Source organism: Arthrobacter gyeryongensis (genome assembly GCF_039543785.1).
Classification (GTDB): Bacteria; Actinomycetota; Actinomycetes; order Actinomycetales; family Micrococcaceae; genus Arthrobacter; species Arthrobacter gyeryongensis.
The window spans coordinates 248,167-264,739 of record NZ_BAABKK010000024.1; the positions used below are offsets into that span (position 1 = coordinate 248,167).

Consider the following 16,573-nt stretch of genomic DNA (forward strand, 5'->3'; position numbering starts at 1 on the left):
CGGATGAGCACGCTGTGGCGGGTGGCCGACGTCGTCAGCAGCATGCCGGAAACGGAAACCGCCAGAACCATAGGGCTGCGGGTGAACGGTTTGAACGGCAATCTCGCCGGACAGCACATCGATATCCGCCTCACCGCCGACGACGGTTATACGGCCGTGCGCTCGTACTCCGTGGCGAGGGCAGGCATGGACGAAACCTTGGAGATCACCGTTGATGAACTGGCCAACGGAGAAGTTTCCCCCTATCTGGTCAGGGAACTGGCCGTCGGGGACCAGTTGGAGATCCGCGGACCAGTGGGCGGCTGGTTCGTGTGGAAACCGACGGACACAAACCCCGTTCAGCTGATTGCCGGAGGATCCGGGATCGTGCCGCTCATGTCCATGATCCGCGCGCACCATGCTTCGGAGAATCCTGCGCAGTTCCGGCTGCTCTATTCGCTCAAGTCACCCGAGTCAGGGTTCTATCGGGAAGAACTTCAAACCTTGGCCCAGGAATCCCGCAAGCTCATCATCGACTACGTCTACACACGCAAGGCGCCCGCGGATTGGCCGGCTGCTCCGCAACGGCTCACGGCGGAAACCCTGCTGGCCAACATCTTGCCGACTGACCCCACCCCGGACATCTTCATTTGCGGCCAGACGGTCTTTGTGGAAACGGTCGCGGAATGGCTCGTGCGAGCAGGATATCCCGCCGCGTCGATCAAGACCGAGCGCTTCGGCGGAACAGGAGGAACCCGGTGAGTGGCAACAACGGCTCCGATTCTCCCAGTGCGAAAGATCCGGGCTTCGAGGATCAGGACATCGCTGGAATCGCACGCAATGCAATAGCCCATCTGGACGGAAACGCGGTGGCAGGACCGCTGTGGGAACTGTTCCGCTTCGATATCGTGGCCGCGATCGGACGGTGCAAGCATTGCGGCGCGGTCCGGGTCTTCGGGGAGACGATGGTGTACGTTGACGCTCCTGGAATCGTCGTGCGCTGCGCTTCCTGCGAGGGCGTGCTGCTGCGCCTCGTGGAGACGCCCACACGGTACTGGCTCGATGTGAGCGGACTCAGTTATCTGCAGATCGACCGCGAAGGCTAAGTTGATCGATCCCCGGGTGCCAGCGCGCGCGTTCCTGACACGTAAGGATTCCACCCGCGACGCCGGACGCCGGCGTTGGCATGATGGGGTCATGTCATTGCTACCGGAACCCCACCAAGAACCCCGCACAGAACACCGCGCCCGGATTGCAATCATTGGCGGCACCGGCCTCTACAAGCTGCCCGGGGCCGTCGTGCTCGACACGCTCGACATCACGACCCCGTTCGGACCTCCCTCCAGTGCCGTGACGGTCGCCCGGCTCGCGACGCAGGCCGGCCCCGGCGACGAAGACGGGGACGGCGGCGGTGACGGCGAGGGCCCCTTGGTCGCATTCTTGAGCCGGCACGGCCGCGGGCACAGCGTTGCCCCGCAGCAGATCAACTACCGCGCCAACCTCTGGGCCCTCAAGAGCCTGGGGGTAGAAGCCGTTATCTCCTCCGCGGCCGTCGGCGGACTGGTCTCCAGCCACGGAACCGGCACTTTTGCCGTACCCGATCAGGTCCTGGACAAGACCTGGGGCCGGGCGGACACCTTCTACGACGGCTCGCTGCCCACCGGAGTGCAGCACCTGCCCGCCGCCGAGCCATACAGCGCCCCACTGCGGGCGGCACTCATCGCTGCCCTGGAGCGCCGGAGCGAAGACTTCGCCGGGGCGGGCACCGTGGCCGTCATCAATGGTCCGCGATTCTCCACCAAGGCCGAGTCCGCGGCCCTGGTTCAGTCCGGGGCGCAGCTGATCAGTATGACCCAGTACCCGGAACCGATGCTCGCGGCGGAGTTGAACATGCACTTCGCCGCGCTGGCATTCATCACTGACGCCGACACGGGGCACGACGGTTCCGAGCCAGTGACGGCGGATCTTGTCCTGGGCCGCCTGGCGGCCGCGCAGCCGCGGATCCTCGCGGTGTTGTCCGACGCGGTGCGGACAGTGTCCGCGGGGTTGGCCAGCGCTGAGCCAGCGAACGACGGCGGAATGTGGCGGATGGCGCTCATGCCGCCCGCCGCGGTGGCCACCGTGATGGGAGCCGCCGGCCCGGCCAGCCATGGTACGAAACGAACAGGGCCATGAGGATTCTGGTCACCGGCGGAGCCGGTTTCATCGGCAGCCATATCGTCGACGCCGCCGTGGCGCGCGGCTGGGAGGTCCGGATCCTGGATTCGTTGGATCCGGCTGTGCACCCGGATCGACCGCCGGGAATTCGCGGCGTGCTCCTGCAGGTGGGCGACGTCGGAGACCCGGCCGCCGTGGCAGAAGCGCTCGCGGGAGTCGACGTCGTCGTGCACCAGAGCGCCAAGGTGGGCCTCGGTGTGGACTTCTTCGACGCGCCGGACTACATCCGCAACAATGACCTGGCCACAGCCGTCCTCCTGGCAGGCATGGCAGCCTCAGGCGTCGACAAACTTGTCCTGGCTTCCTCGATGGTGGTCTACGGTGAGGGCAGTTACACCGATTCCACTGGCAGGCCGGTCCGCCCCGGCCCGCGCCGGGTCGAGGATCTGGAGCACGGAGTCTTTGACCCCCGCGACCCTGCCACCGGCGAGCTACTGCTCCCGGCGCTGGTCAGCGAAGACGCGGTCATGGATCCGCGGAACGTCTATGCTGCCTCCAAATTGGCCCAGGAGAACCTGGCTTCCGCATGGGCGCGCTCAACCGGAGGCACCGCCGTCGCACTCCGGTACCACAACGTCTACGGCCCTTGGATGCCCAAAAACACCCCTTACGCGGGCGTGGCCAGCCTGTTCCGCTCTGCGCTGGCACGTGGAGAGGCCGTGCGGGTGTTCGAGGATGGCGGGCAACGGCGCAGTTTCGTCCATGTCCGGGATGTTGCGGAGGCAAATCTGTTGTCCGTTGACGCGTTGGTTGGCGGCCGGGTTGCCTCGGGCAGCCTGAGGCCATATAACATCGGCGCGTCGGAGGTCCACACCGTAGGGCAGGTAGCGGAGGTCCTGAGTTCTGTTGCCGGGGCGCCCGCGCCGGTGGTCACAGGAGAATTCCGGCTGGGCGACGTCCGTCATATCACCGCCAGCTCGGCCCGGGCCAGGGCCGAGCTCGGTTGGATCCCCAAGCGTGGTTTCGAGGACGGAATGCGGGAGTTCGCCATTGCACCGCTGCGCGGGGATCAGAGCTAGGCCGTAGGAGGCAAACGTCCCGGTTCCGTAAGGAAATCCGCCTGTTGCGCCGGGCCTGCAGATTCTACGGTCAAAGGGTGGAGAAAGAGCAAAGCGGTCCACGCGGTCCGCACGATGGAATCGGCATGGCCGGCATCCCCAACGGACCGGCCGATGACGACGGCGGTCAACGGCAAGCGCTCGTGGACGTGGTGCTGCCGTGCCTCAACGAGCGTTCGGCCCTTCCCAAGGTGATCGGAGCTTTGCCGCCCGGATACCGCGCGATCGTCGTGGACAACGGATCAACCGACGGCTCCGGCGCCCTGGCCGCCAGCCTGGGGGCCACCGTCGTCGACGAACCGAGGCGCGGCTTTGGCGCGGCAGCACATGCCGGACTGCTCGCCGCCACGGCGGAGTTCGTCGCTTTCTGCGATTGCGATGGTTCACTGGACCCCGCCCAACTGGCCCCGATGCTGGACCTCGTCCGCACCGGTCGTGCCGATCTGGTGTTGGGTGCGCGGCGACCTGCGCGCGGTGCCTGGCCGATCCACGCCCGCTTGGCCAACATGGCCCTGAGCCGGCGGTTGCGCCGGCTAACCGGCATCCCTGTCACGGATCTTGGCCCCCTCCGCCTTGCCCGCCGGAGCGCCCTCCTGGGACTGGACCTCGGGGACCGACGCAGCGGCTACCCGCTGGAGATGTTCCTCAAGGCCCACCGCGACGGCTGGCGTGTGGCCGAGATCCCGGTCGACTACGCGCCCCGCTTGGGGAAGTCCAAGGTCACAGGGACACTCCGCGGAACTCTCACGGCCCTCAAAGACATGGGGACACAGTTGGCCGTCGCATCGATGCAAACACCGTGGACGAAGGGCGGAAGACAAGCCGATCGACCACCAGCCGATGCCCATGGAGCGACGCCGTGAATCTCACCATCGCCGTCATTGCCAAAGAATGCAGCCCAGGCAGGGTCAAGACGCGCCTCACTCCCCCGCTCACCCCGGAGCAGGCCGCAGGCCTGGCCCAGGCCAGCCTGAGCCAGACGCTGGAAACAGTGCGATCCCTTCCGGCAGCTAGGCGATTGCTCGTGTTTGACGGCACGCCACACAAAATGGACGCTGCTGGTTTTGAAGTATTCGCCCAGGGCACCGGAGGCCTGGACGAGCGGCTGGCGGCGATCTGTTCGCTCACGGCCAGGCCCCTGCTGATTCTGGGCATGGACACGCCCCAGCTATGCCCGGAGCAACTGGCCCCGCTGCTGTCGGACTGGGCAACCCCCGCTCCGCTACCGCATCGCGGCGCGTGGTTCGGCCCGGCGTCGGACGGCGGCTTCTGGGCGTTGGGCCTGTACAGGCCCGACGGCGGCCTGCTCCGCGGGGTGGACATGTCCACCCCGCAAACGGGAGCGCAGCAATTGGCCCGGCTGGCAGGAGCCGGCCTGGAGGTCGGACTGCTTCCCATCCTGAGGGATGTGGACTACTTTTCCGATGCTCTGGCTGCCGCGCGGGAAAGCAGGGGAACCCGGTTTGCGCTCGCAGTCGAGCGCCTGGGCATGGGACTACCGGAGACGGGCATGCCGCGTGGGCTGCCGTCCCCCGCTGCAGTCACTCCCGGGGGTTCCTCGCGATGAGCATCCAGGCGGTCCGCGGAGGTCCCGGCGCACGGTCCGACGCTTTTGCTGCGGGCTCCCGCACGCGCGCCCTGTTTGGACAGGCTCTATTTGGACAGGGCGGCTACGAGCCGTACGCCCGTAGCCTGCCCCTCGGCCTGGGGCGCCTCACGCTGCGTCCGGAATCGGAGTTGCCGGAGTCCATCGGGTCCGTCCACTTCAACATGCTCGGCTGGTCCGCCCCGGCCACGGCAAGTGAGCGCGAGCTGCTTCGCGCCCTCCGCGGGCCCGTCCTTGATGTGGGCTGCGGCCCAGGCCGGATGCTGGAGGCCGCGCGGGAATTGGGCCTGGCATCCATGGGCGTCGATTCGAGCCCAGCCGCTGTGCGGCTGGCCACCGACCGTGGCGGCGCGGCCATCCTTGGCTCCATCTTTGACCCCATCCCGCACGAGCGAGGTTGGGGTTCGGCCCTGTTGCTGGATGGCAACATCGGCATTGGCGGAAACATCCGGGTGCTGCTGGAGCGTGTTGCTTCATTGCTGGCGCCAGACGGGCAAGTGCTGGCGGAGGCCGAAGCCTCGGATTTTCTGGATGTGGCTTATCTGGCGGTGCTGGAGGATTCAGACGGACGTGCCAGCGCGGCTTTTCCCTGGGCCCGTGCCGGTGCGAAAGCGCTCGCCTTCCATGCCGCCCGCGCGGGGCTGGATGCCGTGGCCACCCGGACCGTTCAGGACCGGGTCTTTCTGACCTTGGAACGGCGGCCGTAGAGTCCAAGGGCGGCCACAACCACAGCCGCGGCCACCGCCAGGACCACCCAGAATACGCCCAAGGCCAGCACATAGTCTCCCTGCAGCACGGTGATGTTGGCGCCGCTTCCCGGCCCTGTTGGCTGGAGCACCTGCTGGGCACGGATCAGCGGGGCCGCCACCAACGTCACCAATGCCCCGACCAGCAGGGCCCCGCGCACTATCCCCTGTTGAACGGGGCCTAGCCCATGCGTCAACCTCGACAAGCCGCCGCCGGCCAACGTTGTCAACGGAACCAGCACGCCGTCGTGCAACAACAACGCCACGGCAAGCCAGGCTGCCACACCGATCAGCTGCATAGGCGGCACATTGGCCAGGAATCCGAAGAGGGCATAACCGAGAGCTGCCAGGCCCAGAGTGCCCAGGGCTGCCCGCACCCACCAGACGGTCCTGCGTTCACCGTGCGCCGGCGGAGTCACCAAAGAGAGCCGCATCAGATCACCTCCACTTTATGCACCCATTTGGTCTGCAGGACCCCCGGGCGTCCAGGTGCGATGATCCGCGCCGGATATCCATGGTCGAGGTCCAGGGGTTCGCCGTTGAGCTCCAGCGCCAGCAGTGTCTGTTCGTCCTGGCTGTATGCGGCGGGCATGAAGGAGCGCCCATAGACGCCGCCCTTCTCCATACTGGAAATCTGCAATTCGGCATCAGCCGGTGCGCCCACCGTCGCCATCAGGTCCCGGATTCGAACGCCGCGCCACTGTGCTCCTTGGCTCCAGCCTTCCACGCAGGCGATAGGCAATCCGTAGCTGTACTGCGGCAAGGCCGCGAGCTGTGCCAGCGTGAACGTCTTCTGCACCGGTCCCGAGGACACGGTGAGCACCCAGTCGGGGGCCAGCGCAGCGTCCGCCACGCCTGCCTGGGCGGCGGTCCTGTTGATGGGGACGGCCTGCGGGCCGGTATCCATTCGGCGCGGCGCGAAGAGGTTCAGGCCCGACAGCCAGGCGAATGACTGGCCCGCAGTCGTCAAAACGACGACGCCGGTGCCGGCGGTGATTGCCGCCAGGAACCCCCTGCGGCTCCAGCCGTGCCCGGTTCCAGCCTTCGCGGCGGCCTGAACCGTTTCGCCGTCCGGCACTCCCCCTTCGGTCTCCGCGGCGATGATGTCCGTCTCCGATCGACGGCTCCAATGGGCCAGGATGAGGGGCATCTTGACGGCGATGTGAAGCGCCAAGGATCCGATGACGACCCAGGCCAGCCAATAGTGGACATCCCTGAAGGAAAACGGCCAGGGATACCACTGGAAAGTGTTGAGCAAGCCGATGGTGACTTCCACCAGTGAAGCGGCCACGAAGAGCGCAATCGAGGCCCCTTCGAGTGCATGCACCACGGATTTCAGCGGAGGCCAGCGCAAGAGTTCGGGGTACACGGACCATAGCTTGGCCGCCAGGAGCGGGATGGACGCTATCCCGGTTGTGACGTGGATGCCCTGCGTAGCTACGTACAGCCACGCGGGACGGGTGAGGAAAAGCATCCAAGCCGGCGGATCCTGCAGAAGGTGGCTGAACAGCCCGGTCAGGAAGCACACAGTGAAGGCAAGGCCGAGCCAACGGCCCAGCACCACCGTCAGTCGCCTGCTGCGCAAGGGCGAGGAGAACCGTCCGTTCACCGCTTCCATCCGCTCTTGGAGGAAAGTGGTCAATCTGTCCATACCTTGATCACACCACCAAGACCCTTCGGTCGTCCCGGTCCAGACCTTACGAAACGCAAACGGTCCCTAGGGTTCATGGCCTGCCGGCCTGCGAGTGATGCAGGATCAAAGGGTGAGCGAATCAACACCCCGGCGCGCGTCTGGCATTTCGGCTGCGGCGGCGCTGGCCCTCGTGGCTTTGCTCGCCGTCGTCGTCTGGTGGACGGTCACCACCGATCCGTCAGCGGAATGGGTGTCGCCCCTTGGCACGCTGGCGGCGTGGACCGTCTTCGTCCCGGCGACACTGGTGGCACGCCGGATCCCGGCGCGCCACGCGGCCGCCGTCGTGCTCGTGGGCTCACTTCTTGTGGGAGCAGCAGCCATCGCCGCACCGCCGGCCACGAGTAACGACTCCGCACGCTATGCGTGGGACGGCATCGTCCAGAAGGCCGGAATCTCCCCTTACGCCCACGTTCCGGCAGACGAGGCGTTGCGGACGCTGCGGCCGGCCTGGCTGTTCCAAGACGCCGGACCGGACGGAACATGCCATAGCAATCCCTTCCCCACGGGTACCGAGACCACCACCAACATTCCCGGCGGCAGCACCCTGTGCACGGCCATCAACAGACCTGCCGTGCCCACCGTCTATCCCGCGGTAGCAGAGTTGTATTTTCTGGCAGTCCGGCTCACCACTGGTTCCGAGGTGGGATTCATCGCCTTCCAGCTGGCCGGGCTCCTGCTCAGCCTCGCCATCACGGCGGCGTTGCTGGCGTTCCTGCGCCGCACCGGACGGCCCGCGCATCAAGCCGTGTGGTGGGCCTGGTCTCCGCTGGTGGCCTTCGAAGCCATCAACGGAGCGCACGTGGACGCCTTGGGCGCCTCCCTGGCATTGGCGGCGGCGCTGCTTCTGGTGGGCGGGCGCACTTTGGGTTCCGGAGTGGCCTTTGGCGCGGCAGTGGCCACTAAGCTGATTCCGGCGATCAGCGCCCCGGCCCTGCTGTACCGGCGACCGGTCCGCTTCGTGGCTGCGGCCGTGGCCACGTTTGCCGTGGCGTACGTGCCGTATGTCCTCGCCAGCGGTTGGGCTGTACTGGGCTATTTGCCCGAATATCTTCGCTCGGAGGGATACGACGGTCAGGACAGCCCGCGCTTCACCTTGTTGAAGCTCGTACTCCCGGCCAGTTGGGCAGGGGCGGCGGCACTCGTCTTGCTGCTTGTTCTCGCAATTTACGTATGGCGGACCACGGACGTCTCCCGGCCGTGGGACGGGCAGGTCTTGATGGTCGGAGGAATGCTGCTGATCGTTTCGCCCAGCTACCCCTGGTACGCACTGCTGCTTCTGCCGTTCGTGGTGCTGAGCCGTCGCTACGAATTCACCGCGATCGCTCCCGTGCTGGCCCTGATGTATTTCACCGGCGCCGAGCCCTACGGCCCGTTGGCGGCGCGACTCGGGCTGGGTGCCGTCGTCGTGATCCTGGTGGTTGCCACGGTGGTGAGGCGAAGGCAGCAGCATGCAATGGCGTAGCCCAGTGTCCTGCATTCGGCTCCCCGCGTGACAGCAGGGGAACTCGCCACCCTGCCCGCGCAACCCCACGCTGGTCCGCTAGCCCTGCTCCGGCAGATCTTTGTTTGTTGCCGTCGACGCGGCCTCCGGCATCTCTTCGCCCCAGCGGGCAGACCCGAGCCGGCGGATAACGGCCACCAGCTTGTCGCGCAGGTCCTCCACGCCCATTTCGACGCCGGGAGCCAGATTCCGGGCAAGCGTCCGAGCCTGGGCAAGGGCCGTTTTGCCCAACTCGGAAACCGCCACCCGCTGCGAGCGCCCGTCCAGGCGACTTCGTTCCCGGGTAATGTGCCCGTGCGCCTCGAGCCTCGAAAGTGTCTGTCCCATGGTTTGCGCCTGCACCCGGACCTTGGCTGAAAGCCGGGCCTGCACCATGGACCCTTCCGCATCGAGAACTTCCAGCGCTATGACCCCCGCATGGGTCAGGCCCAGGACGGCAAGCTCCTCATTCCAGGCATGCTCGATCAATCGCGCTGCAGTTGAGAGCAACCGTGGAGTCGTCCAGTCGTTTAAGTCCGGCATACTCCCACCATAGTAAGCCTGCTTCCTAAGTGCGCGATGCCTCTGTGCAATGGATGGACCCATGACCATGGTCGGCTCGCACACTATGCTCGGGTTATGTCGGCGGATCGCTACCTTACCGAGCTGGCCAGCAGCCTGGACCACCTAAGTGTCCTGGCACGCCAGCCCGAGGACATTCTGACTCGACTTGTGCCGGCCTGTCCGGGCTGGACGCTCAAGGATCTCTTCGGGCATCTTGGGTCAATCGAACGCTGGGCAGCCGAAGTAGTCGTTTCGGGCAAGTTCGTCGAGGCACCCGCACCGCCGGCCACCGGAGCCGTAACGTGGTTCCTCGAAGGCGCGGACGCCTTTCTCGGGACAATGTCGGGGCTCGATCCCGAAGAACCGTGCTGGAACTTTGGCCCACCGCCGCGCAAAGCCGGTTTCTGGCGCCGGCGCCAGGCACATGAACACGCCGTCCACCTCATCGACGCGTGCCAAGCTTCAGCGTTGGCGGCCCCCTCTTTCGCAGCAGATTTCATGCTCGACGGAATCGACGAAATCCTGACAATGTTCACGCCGCGACAACTTCGGCTGGGACGGATGCCCCAACCGGAAGGGGCAGTGACCTTCGAAGTACCCGGGGCCGGGACCTGGAAACTCGGCCCGGGGGTAGCCGAGGCCTCCATTACCGCCCCGCTGCACGGGATGTACGTGGGTCTCTGGGGCCGCTCCAATCTCCAAGAAACAGCATTCATCGAAGGCGACAAAGCCCTTGCGGTCCGCGTTCTGCAAGGCCCGCTCACTCCCTGACCACCGGGTTTTCGGCTTGTGCGCATCGCGGGCTTACCCGTCAACCTAAGTCCCATCCGGCACCTCTGTGGCTACGAACCAGTTTCAAAAAGTAGGAACAAAGGTGACCATGAGTGTTCAGCAGAACAGCGCCGCTACGCTGCGGCGGCATGTCTTTCCCACGGAGTTGGGTCCGTGCGTGGTGCGTGTCCAGCCGCGTACCCGGGGACTGTGTGCCGCGTCCGGCACGCCGGAGGTCTACCTTCACGGCGCCGCGGGATCCTGGACCACCTTCCAGGCACTCCTTTCCGGGATGCCGCTTTCAGGCGCACCGGCCAACGACCGTGTCCTGATTGATCTACCGGGCTGGGGCGAATCCACAGGAGGTGCCCGGTTGGAACGGTTCAGCATCGAGGCGATGGCACGCGCCGTCAACGGGGTACTAAGTGCTCTCGGCTACCGGCGGTGGAATCTTGTGGGCCATTCCATGGGAGGTTTCCTGGCCTTGCACATGGCGGCGGCATGGCCGGAACAGACTGCGAGCGTGGCCGCCATTTCGGCCACAACATTCAGCGTGTCCGACGCGTGCCGCTCCCCGGCCTTTATAGATTCCCGTCATTCACAGCCATGCTGCTTGCCATGCGCTCCATGGCGGTCCTTGGTCCGGCAGGGACGACACTTGTCCGTACCATCGCCGCCACTCGCCTGATGCGACCGTTGATGTCCCCGTTCTTCGCAGATCCCGCGGCCATTCCCCCGGCGGTGTTCCGAGGCCTCGGCTACGACGCCCGGCCGGCCAGCTTCTCCGCTGCCGCCAGCGCCGCCGCGCACTATGATTTCAACCGGTGGCGCGGCATCCTCTGCCCGGTGCTGGCGATCCGCGGCGACAGGGATGTGTTCACGCCCGAGCCTGATCTGGCCCGGTTGGCGGTTATGGTCCCTCACACCCGGCTGGTGACAATCCCGCACTGCGGCCATTTTGCCCACATCGAGCAGCCCGAAAAAGTGCAACGACTGCTCGACGAACTGTGGTCCCGGTGAAGTGTTGCCCCTCCTTCAGCAAGTGCACGACCATAGTTTCGGTGCCGGCCGGATCGGGTGTCGGGTCTCCATAGATCTCCCAGGAGTGACCGGCAGACTCCCTATGATTCGCCGCCATCCACTCCTCGATTGCCGACTTCGCCCGGCGCGACCCCGCGCCGGACGGCGGCCAGCATGCGCGGGCGAACAGTCAGTAGGTTGACGGGGACCGACATACCGGCAAGGGCCCTGATCTTCAGCTAGTACTTGTCCGCAGAGTCGACGGATTCCCCGACGGTGACTTCGGGGGCCACGTTCGGATCGCCGCCGACCGAGCCGATGAACGCCTGGATCTCGGGATCACCGAAGAATTTCTGAAATGCTTCTGTCGATTCCCATTCATCGACCACAAGGACAAACCCGTCGCCGACCGCGAACTGATGGTGGATCGCGCCCGCCGCCCGGCCGCGCTCGCCCCATTGGCGGTACTCGTCCGCGCGCTCCTCGAGCGACTTGGCGAAAACGCTCGTGTCACCGGAAACCTTGGTTGCAATGATGACTGACATGATGTGACCTCCTATGGCCTGGACTCAGCTCGTGGCAGCCGGCCACACAACGATGCGCATGAACGGTCCGACACGTGAAAGACCATACTCACTCCGCCCGGCAACCGCCCGAGTGGCCACTACTTGTCATTCGCCGCGATCTGTCCAAGGTTCTCTAGTTACTGAACCCGGCTAGGATTTCCGGGTACCCAGCTTCCCGAACGATCCCGAAAGAACAGCACCGCATGCCGCACCTTGACGCCGCCCTCCCGCTCCACACCTTGCCGCAAATGCTCCTGGACGTTGCCGCCGTCGAGCGCAATATCGGCATCAAAGAGGCCTGGACACGGGAGCGCGGCATGGTGCTGGCCCCGCACATCAAGACCACCATGACGGGTGAAATTGTCCGCCGGCAGTTGCCCGGTTCCTGGGGCGTGACCGTGGCGACCAGGGCGCAGGCCGCCCAGGCCATCGAGTGGGGTGCCACCCGGATCCTCATCGCGAACGAGGTGCTGTTCCGCGGCCACCTCGAGCAGTTGCGTGCCTGGCTGGCGGCCGCGCCGGAGCTGGAGATCTACTGCCTGGCCGATTCGGCTGCGGGTGTCCGGGCCATGGCCGAGGTGTTCGAAGACTCGCCCCGCGCGCTGAACGTACTGGTCGACGTCGGGACCCCTGGCGGCCGCACCGGGATCCGCAGCGAGTCCGAGGCCGGGCCGTTGGCAGCGGAGATTCGTGCCGCCAGCGGCCTGCTGCTGGCTGGCGTGAGCGCTTACGAGGGCGTGGCACCGAACACCCGGACGGATGAAAACCTGGCCGGAATCGATTCGCACTGCCGCCTGGCCCGCGACATCTTCGATGAACTGCACCCCGCTTTCGAGGTGGAGCTGCCGGTCTTCAGCAACGGCGGCTCTGCGTTCCAGGATCGTGCGGCGGCGTTCCTGCCCAACAGCGCCTCCGTCAATGTGCTCCGTTCGGGCTGCTACGTCGTGCACGACCACGGCACCTACCAGGGCGTCTCCCCGGTCCCCGGCCTCACCGCGGCCGTCGTCGTGCGGGCGCTTGTCATCTCCGCCCCCGAAGCCGGGCGCGTGGTCCTGAACGCCGGCAAGCGCGAGTTGGCGTACGACGCCGGTATGCCCGTGATCGTTTCCCGGTACCGTAACGGGGCCCTCCTGCCTGCCGGCGCCGGCGCCACGCTGACCCGCCTCTTCGACCACCATGCCATCGTGGACGACGCCGACGGCGTGCAGGTCGGCGACGTCGTGGACCTTGGCATCTCCCACCCCTGCTCGGTGTTCGACCGCTGGCGCGAGGTTGTCGCAGTCAGCGACGACGCCGTCGAGACCTGGCGTCCGGTGTTCTAGGCAGTCCTGCAAGCGGCTGGCATCCGGAACGTCCGTTACGACTTGTCTCTGCGCAGCAACGTCATCTGTCCTCCCAAGGGAAGGGTTCAACACGCTGCAGTGCCTTCTGAATATCCTTGGCGCGCGATTCAAGCCCGAGATCCGCGAGATGTCCCAAGCCGTACGTGAGCCACTTCCGGCCGAATTCTCGCTGCTTCGGAGACAGGACAGGCTCCCTCGAGAGATCCAGAGCCCTTAAGACACGCTGGCGAGGCGTGGGCCGCCCGTCGAACCATCCCTGGATCAGTTCTGCCACCACTTGGGCAATGATGTCCGCAAGCATCTCATCGCCTCCTAGGTGGGGCACCGCCGAGGCCCGGCGGCATGCGACCACGTCCCGGTCCGCCCGGAATGGAAACGAGCTATCGGTACAGGTGTTCGCCACTCTATTTCCGAAGCCTCCCGAATATCTATCATTGCAACGATGGCAGTATCCGTATTTCAAACTTGGTGAGCCCGATGCCTTGATGCACGCGTTGGATCGGGCGAAATAGGTTCACGTAGAAAAGTGGTCGAAACCCCCGGAGGAAACACGCGTTGGCCGTGCGTGGTCACCCCAATCCGGCCAATTTATTTTGAAAAGGGCGTACCTGTTCCGTGGACACAAACGATTAAAAGAGTGGACAATACCGAGCTGACCTTCGTGAAGGCTGCATGACAACGGCGCGCCGTACAACCCGGGAAAGTACACATCAATGACACTCACTGCCGAGGCCATTCATACGCTAGTAGAGATCGCCGTCCGCTTCAGCCCCGACGGCGCCCCGTTGGCCGTCCGATATGACGGCGGCATCTGGGCTGTGGATCCCGACGGCGGCGCCGCGCACTGGTTCGGACGCGGAAGCGGGCGGGATGGCGGCGACTCCGCCGCCACCGATAGCGAACACCTCGCATCCGTTGAAAACTGGCGGGTACAGGCTCGCCTCAACTCAGACTCCGTATTGCTCACATTCCATCTGCAGCGGAGTCCCGGATCCCCGGACTGGTTGCTGGCTGACATCACCGACGCGTCCTAGAACAGCTCCCGGGCTCGATCGCGTGCTGCAACGAACAGACCGGCCGCTTCGGCATGGATCTCGGCTACCACGTCACCCTGGTCACAGCCTCAACCTCCGCGTTCAGCCCGGAAGCGATGCACGCCGCTCACGCTATCGTCCTTCCATCCCCGTCAGTGCAGTCGCTGCTGCCAGTCGGCCGGGACGCGTGAGGCTGGGCCCGGAACGCTTTGATCGAGCGGGTGATGCGCCGGCGGTTCAAGTTCCGGACCGGCGAAAAATGCGGAGTCGGGATAGTTGAAGAACCAGTCCTCGCCCGGCTCGAAGCTGCGGATGACCGGGTGGCCGCTGGATTGTGCATGGGCTGTGGCGTGTTGCCCCGGCGAGTTGTCGCAGCAGCCGATGTGCCCGCACTGGGCGCACCGCCGCAGATGGAGCCACCAGCCACCGTTGGCCTCGCATTCGACGCAACCAGGTCCGCTGGGTGGAATCGAAACGTTGATTCCGTGATTTGCATTCATGTGGCTTTCCCTCGTATTGGAGTGCCTTTGGACCACCCACTACTTTACGCCCCGGCTATTTCACGCCGAAGGAATGCTGCCCTCGTCGTGAGTGCCGCCAGCGGGCCGGATCCGCCTCCAGCGCGGCCCGGTCCCAACGTCCTGTCTCCGCAGCCGCCTCGTAGGTGGACTGCAGGAACCGCAACAGCATCTTGTCGGGGTCCGCGGCAGTGCGGACGTTCTCATACGGGAGGAGGTACAGCCTGCCGTCATTGTTATAGACGGCACCGTCGGCGTCGGTCACATATTCGGCGTAGCCGGCGGGCTCGGGATAGCAGTAGGCATAGAAGGCTCCTTCGTCCCCTCCCCCGGGCCAAAACCCGCAGCTGCTTAGCTCGTGGGAGTAACCCTCCACCATCACCCAGTCGGCGCAGTTCGGGATTCCTCCGGGGTGGGTGGGCGCGTCCCGTCCGGAGAAGCGGGAGTACGCGAGGTCCATGCCTCCCCAGAAGAAGTGCACGGGACTGGCCTTGCCCCTGAAACGGGACCTGAATTCGTTCAGGACGCGGTCCGACTGGACCAATTGCCGCCAAAACAGCCCAATGGCCTCCGGATCGTAGGAGGCGTGCTGATGGTCCTCGGCGAAGGGTATGGCCGGGTCCACCTCGTTCGGAATGCTGCGGATAGACGCCTCGATACCAAGCCGGCCCAAGGCTTTGAATACCTCGGAGTGGAATTCGGCCACCGACTTGGCTCCGAGAACGACGAATGCTGAAGTTCCATTGCTGGAGCGTATGTTCAGCCGGTGTTCAAGGAAATCGAATTCGATGTCGTAGGCACCGCGGCCATACGGGATCATTGATGTCGTCAGCCCGCGCGGCGTGACGTAAAGCGTCACCTGCCACCAGTGGTTCAGCATCGGGCTGTGCGCCATGCGGATTTTTCCGACGATCTGGGTCCACATGTGCACCGTCTCCCGGGTCGGGGTCCAATCATCGGCCCGAAGCCGTGGCCATCCAGGGTGAGCCATCTGACAATTCTGCCACCTTTAGCGCCAGAACCGCCGAGGTCCCCTGCTTCGGCGCCTGGCCCGACGTCGGAGGCGATCCCGGTAGGCATGGTCGAAGTCTCGTCCTGCGTCATCGATCCGGAAATCGTACCGGGCCACCACGTGAACAAGGGAGACGAACTGGGGTACTTCCAGTTCGGCGGCTCGACCGAGTGCCTCGTCTTCCGGCCCGGTGTCATCGACCAGTTCGCTCTCACCGCTATCCCCCAACCGCAGGATCCGAACGCGCCCCTCGTGCGGGTCCGGTCGAAGCTGGCGACCGCTAAGTCCTGAGGTCGACGGCCGCCTCCCGAGGCACGAGCTAGTCTAGATGTGCCCTAGGGGTCTGGCCGGACTGCCGGAACAGGGCCAACGCCCGCGTAAGCGATATGTCCGCCCGAGAGACCAGTAGCGCTGTCAGCAAGGCTGCCGCAACGTGCGTGTCCAGCATCAAATCCGGTGAGTGCCCGGCCGCCACGGATGGCGTCGCGGCCAGCTCCCCAGGCTGCCATCCTGACCCTGCATGCTGATGTTGGGCTGGCGCAACAACCGAGAAGGTCCCGGAGAGCCGGTCGAAGGCCAGATGCAGGACCTGCTGGGCGACACCGCAGAGAAAGACCAATAGCCAACTCGGTAGGTTTATCCGGGCGAGCAGCGAAGCGCACATACTCAGCAGAGCCATCAGCGCGATCAGCACCGGGACCCCGGGAGACACGCCACCCGAGACCAGGTGGGCGACCAGGCCCAGTCCGACCGCCACCGGTCCGACTTCCCACCCCGGGAACCCGGGACGTCGACGGGACCTCTGCTCATCCACGCTGCTCTCTCCCTTCCATCGGTGGACGGGTTCTGCTCTCCTTCATGGTGCCGCCGTTTCGCACCTGAAGGAAGACTTTCCGGCCGTTTGCACGTTTCACACATCAACGTCGTCGAGCATTGAAGCCCGAAAGGGCCTCGGGCTATCCCGGG

Annotated in this window: 22 protein-coding genes; 14 read left to right on the forward strand and 8 right to left on the reverse strand. The window is 65.4% G+C overall.

Annotation, left to right across the window (positions count from 1 at the left end; genetic code table 11):
- Positions 1-3: 3 nt before the first annotated feature.
- The 7 genes from ABEA18_RS16920 to ABEA18_RS16950 all read left to right on the forward strand — a co-directional run bounded on the left by ABEA18_RS16920 (position 4) and on the right by ABEA18_RS16950 (position 5,567).
- A complete protein-coding gene (locus ABEA18_RS16920; protein WP_345450985.1) occupies positions 4-741 on the forward strand; it encodes a ferredoxin reductase in 738 nt (245 codons plus the stop codon).
- The gene (locus ABEA18_RS16925) at positions 738-1,085 is read left to right on the forward strand and encodes a DUF6510 family protein (RefSeq protein ID WP_345450986.1); all 348 of its coding nucleotides are present in this window, start codon (positions 738-740) and stop codon (positions 1,083-1,085) included. Before ABEA18_RS16920 ends, ABEA18_RS16925 begins: the two co-directional genes overlap by 4 nt.
- A gap of 91 nt (positions 1,086-1,176) precedes the next feature.
- A complete protein-coding gene (locus ABEA18_RS16930; protein ID WP_345450987.1) occupies positions 1,177-2,154 on the forward strand; it encodes an MTAP family purine nucleoside phosphorylase in 978 nt (325 codons plus the stop codon).
- Complete coding sequence (locus ABEA18_RS16935) at positions 2,151-3,215, forward strand: NAD-dependent epimerase/dehydratase family protein (protein ID WP_345450988.1); 1,065 nt, start codon at positions 2,151-2,153, stop codon at positions 3,213-3,215. Before ABEA18_RS16930 ends, ABEA18_RS16935 begins: the two co-directional genes overlap by 4 nt.
- 125 nt (positions 3,216-3,340) lie before the next feature.
- Entirely contained in the window at positions 3,341-4,117 is a 777-nt protein-coding gene (locus tag ABEA18_RS16940; protein WP_345450989.1) for a glycosyltransferase family 2 protein, read from the forward strand.
- Positions 4,114-4,821, forward strand: coding sequence for a TIGR04282 family arsenosugar biosynthesis glycosyltransferase (locus tag ABEA18_RS16945; RefSeq protein ID WP_345450991.1), 708 nt, complete (start codon positions 4,114-4,116; stop codon positions 4,819-4,821). Before ABEA18_RS16940 ends, ABEA18_RS16945 begins: the two co-directional genes overlap by 4 nt.
- A complete protein-coding gene (locus ABEA18_RS16950; RefSeq protein WP_345450993.1) occupies positions 4,818-5,567 on the forward strand; it encodes a methyltransferase domain-containing protein in 750 nt (249 codons plus the stop codon). The genes ABEA18_RS16945 and ABEA18_RS16950 overlap by 4 nt, the downstream gene beginning before the upstream one ends.
- Here ABEA18_RS16950 and ABEA18_RS16955 read toward each other — a convergent pair.
- On the reverse strand, positions 5,528-6,040 hold the full coding sequence (locus ABEA18_RS16955; protein ID WP_345450995.1) for a hypothetical protein: 513 nt from the start codon (positions 6,038-6,040) through the stop codon (positions 5,528-5,530). The two genes, ABEA18_RS16950 and ABEA18_RS16955, sit on opposite strands and share 40 nt — an antisense overlap.
- The gene (locus ABEA18_RS16960; RefSeq protein WP_345450997.1) at positions 6,040-7,257 is read right to left on the reverse strand and encodes a molybdopterin-dependent oxidoreductase; all 1,218 of its coding nucleotides are present in this window, start codon (positions 7,255-7,257) and stop codon (positions 6,040-6,042) included. The genes ABEA18_RS16955 and ABEA18_RS16960 overlap by 1 nt, the downstream gene beginning before the upstream one ends.
- A 112-nt stretch (positions 7,258-7,369) precedes the next feature.
- Between ABEA18_RS16960 and ABEA18_RS16965 the strand changes: the two genes are divergently transcribed.
- Positions 7,370-8,761: a glycosyltransferase 87 family protein gene (locus ABEA18_RS16965; RefSeq protein WP_345450999.1), complete on the forward strand. Its 1,392-nt coding sequence runs from the start codon at positions 7,370-7,372 to the stop codon at positions 8,759-8,761.
- A gap of 78 nt (positions 8,762-8,839) precedes the next feature.
- Here ABEA18_RS16965 and ABEA18_RS16970 read toward each other — a convergent pair whose 3' ends face one another.
- Positions 8,840-9,322, reverse strand: a complete 483-nt coding sequence (locus tag ABEA18_RS16970) for a MarR family winged helix-turn-helix transcriptional regulator (protein ID WP_345451001.1) — start codon at positions 9,320-9,322, stop codon at positions 8,840-8,842.
- 96 nt (positions 9,323-9,418) lie between these two features.
- On the opposite strand from ABEA18_RS16970, the gene ABEA18_RS16975 reads away from it, so the two are divergent.
- The 3 genes from ABEA18_RS16975 (at position 9,419) to ABEA18_RS16985 (ending at position 11,134) form a co-directional block, all read left to right on the forward strand.
- The gene (locus ABEA18_RS16975; RefSeq protein WP_345451003.1) at positions 9,419-10,114 is read left to right on the forward strand and encodes a maleylpyruvate isomerase family mycothiol-dependent enzyme; all 696 of its coding nucleotides are present in this window, start codon (positions 9,419-9,421) and stop codon (positions 10,112-10,114) included.
- Positions 10,115-10,223: 109 nt separating this feature from the next.
- Positions 10,224-10,802: an alpha/beta fold hydrolase gene (locus tag ABEA18_RS16980; RefSeq protein ID WP_345451004.1), complete on the forward strand. Its 579-nt coding sequence runs from the start codon at positions 10,224-10,226 to the stop codon at positions 10,800-10,802.
- Positions 10,802-11,134 (forward strand): alpha/beta fold hydrolase, encoded by a 333-nt coding sequence (locus ABEA18_RS16985; protein ID WP_345451005.1) that lies wholly within the window; start codon positions 10,802-10,804, stop codon positions 11,132-11,134. Before ABEA18_RS16980 ends, ABEA18_RS16985 begins: the two co-directional genes overlap by 1 nt.
- A 239-nt stretch (positions 11,135-11,373) precedes the next feature.
- Here the strand turns inward: ABEA18_RS16985 and ABEA18_RS16990 are convergent, their stop codons facing one another.
- Positions 11,374-11,679, reverse strand: coding sequence for a hypothetical protein (locus ABEA18_RS16990; RefSeq protein WP_059388952.1), 306 nt, complete (start codon positions 11,677-11,679; stop codon positions 11,374-11,376).
- 224 nt (positions 11,680-11,903) lie between these two features.
- Here ABEA18_RS16990 and ABEA18_RS16995 point away from each other — a divergent pair, with 224 nt between their 5' ends.
- Positions 11,904-13,022 (forward strand): alanine racemase, encoded by a 1,119-nt coding sequence (locus tag ABEA18_RS16995; protein WP_345451007.1) that lies wholly within the window; start codon positions 11,904-11,906, stop codon positions 13,020-13,022.
- Positions 13,023-13,083: 61 nt separating this feature from the next.
- On the opposite strand, the gene ABEA18_RS17000 is transcribed toward ABEA18_RS16995, so the two are convergent.
- Complete coding sequence (locus tag ABEA18_RS17000; RefSeq protein WP_345451009.1) at positions 13,084-13,344, reverse strand: hypothetical protein; 261 nt, start codon at positions 13,342-13,344, stop codon at positions 13,084-13,086.
- A gap of 412 nt (positions 13,345-13,756) precedes the next feature.
- Between ABEA18_RS17000 and ABEA18_RS17005 the strand changes: the two genes are divergently transcribed.
- Entirely contained in the window at positions 13,757-14,077 is a 321-nt protein-coding gene (locus ABEA18_RS17005; RefSeq protein WP_345451012.1) for a hypothetical protein, read from the forward strand.
- 152 nt (positions 14,078-14,229) lie between these two features.
- Here the strand turns inward: ABEA18_RS17005 and ABEA18_RS17010 are convergent, their stop codons facing one another.
- Positions 14,230-14,577, reverse strand: a complete 348-nt coding sequence (locus ABEA18_RS17010) for a UBP-type zinc finger domain-containing protein (RefSeq protein ID WP_345451014.1) — start codon at positions 14,575-14,577, stop codon at positions 14,230-14,232.
- Positions 14,578-14,632: 55 nt separating this feature from the next.
- Positions 14,633-15,586, reverse strand: coding sequence for a DUF5996 family protein (locus tag ABEA18_RS17015; protein ID WP_345451016.1), 954 nt, complete (start codon positions 15,584-15,586; stop codon positions 14,633-14,635).
- Between ABEA18_RS17015 and ABEA18_RS17020 the strand changes: the two genes are divergently transcribed.
- Positions 15,578-15,898: a phosphatidylserine decarboxylase gene (locus tag ABEA18_RS17020; RefSeq protein ID WP_425550546.1), complete on the forward strand. Its 321-nt coding sequence runs from the start codon at positions 15,578-15,580 to the stop codon at positions 15,896-15,898. The two genes, ABEA18_RS17015 and ABEA18_RS17020, sit on opposite strands and share 9 nt — an antisense overlap.
- Before the next feature lie 28 nt (positions 15,899-15,926).
- On the opposite strand, the gene ABEA18_RS17025 is transcribed toward ABEA18_RS17020, so the two are convergent.
- Entirely contained in the window at positions 15,927-16,421 is a 495-nt protein-coding gene (locus tag ABEA18_RS17025) for a hypothetical protein (RefSeq protein ID WP_345451018.1), read from the reverse strand.
- Between the last annotated feature and the right edge of the window lie 152 nt (positions 16,422-16,573).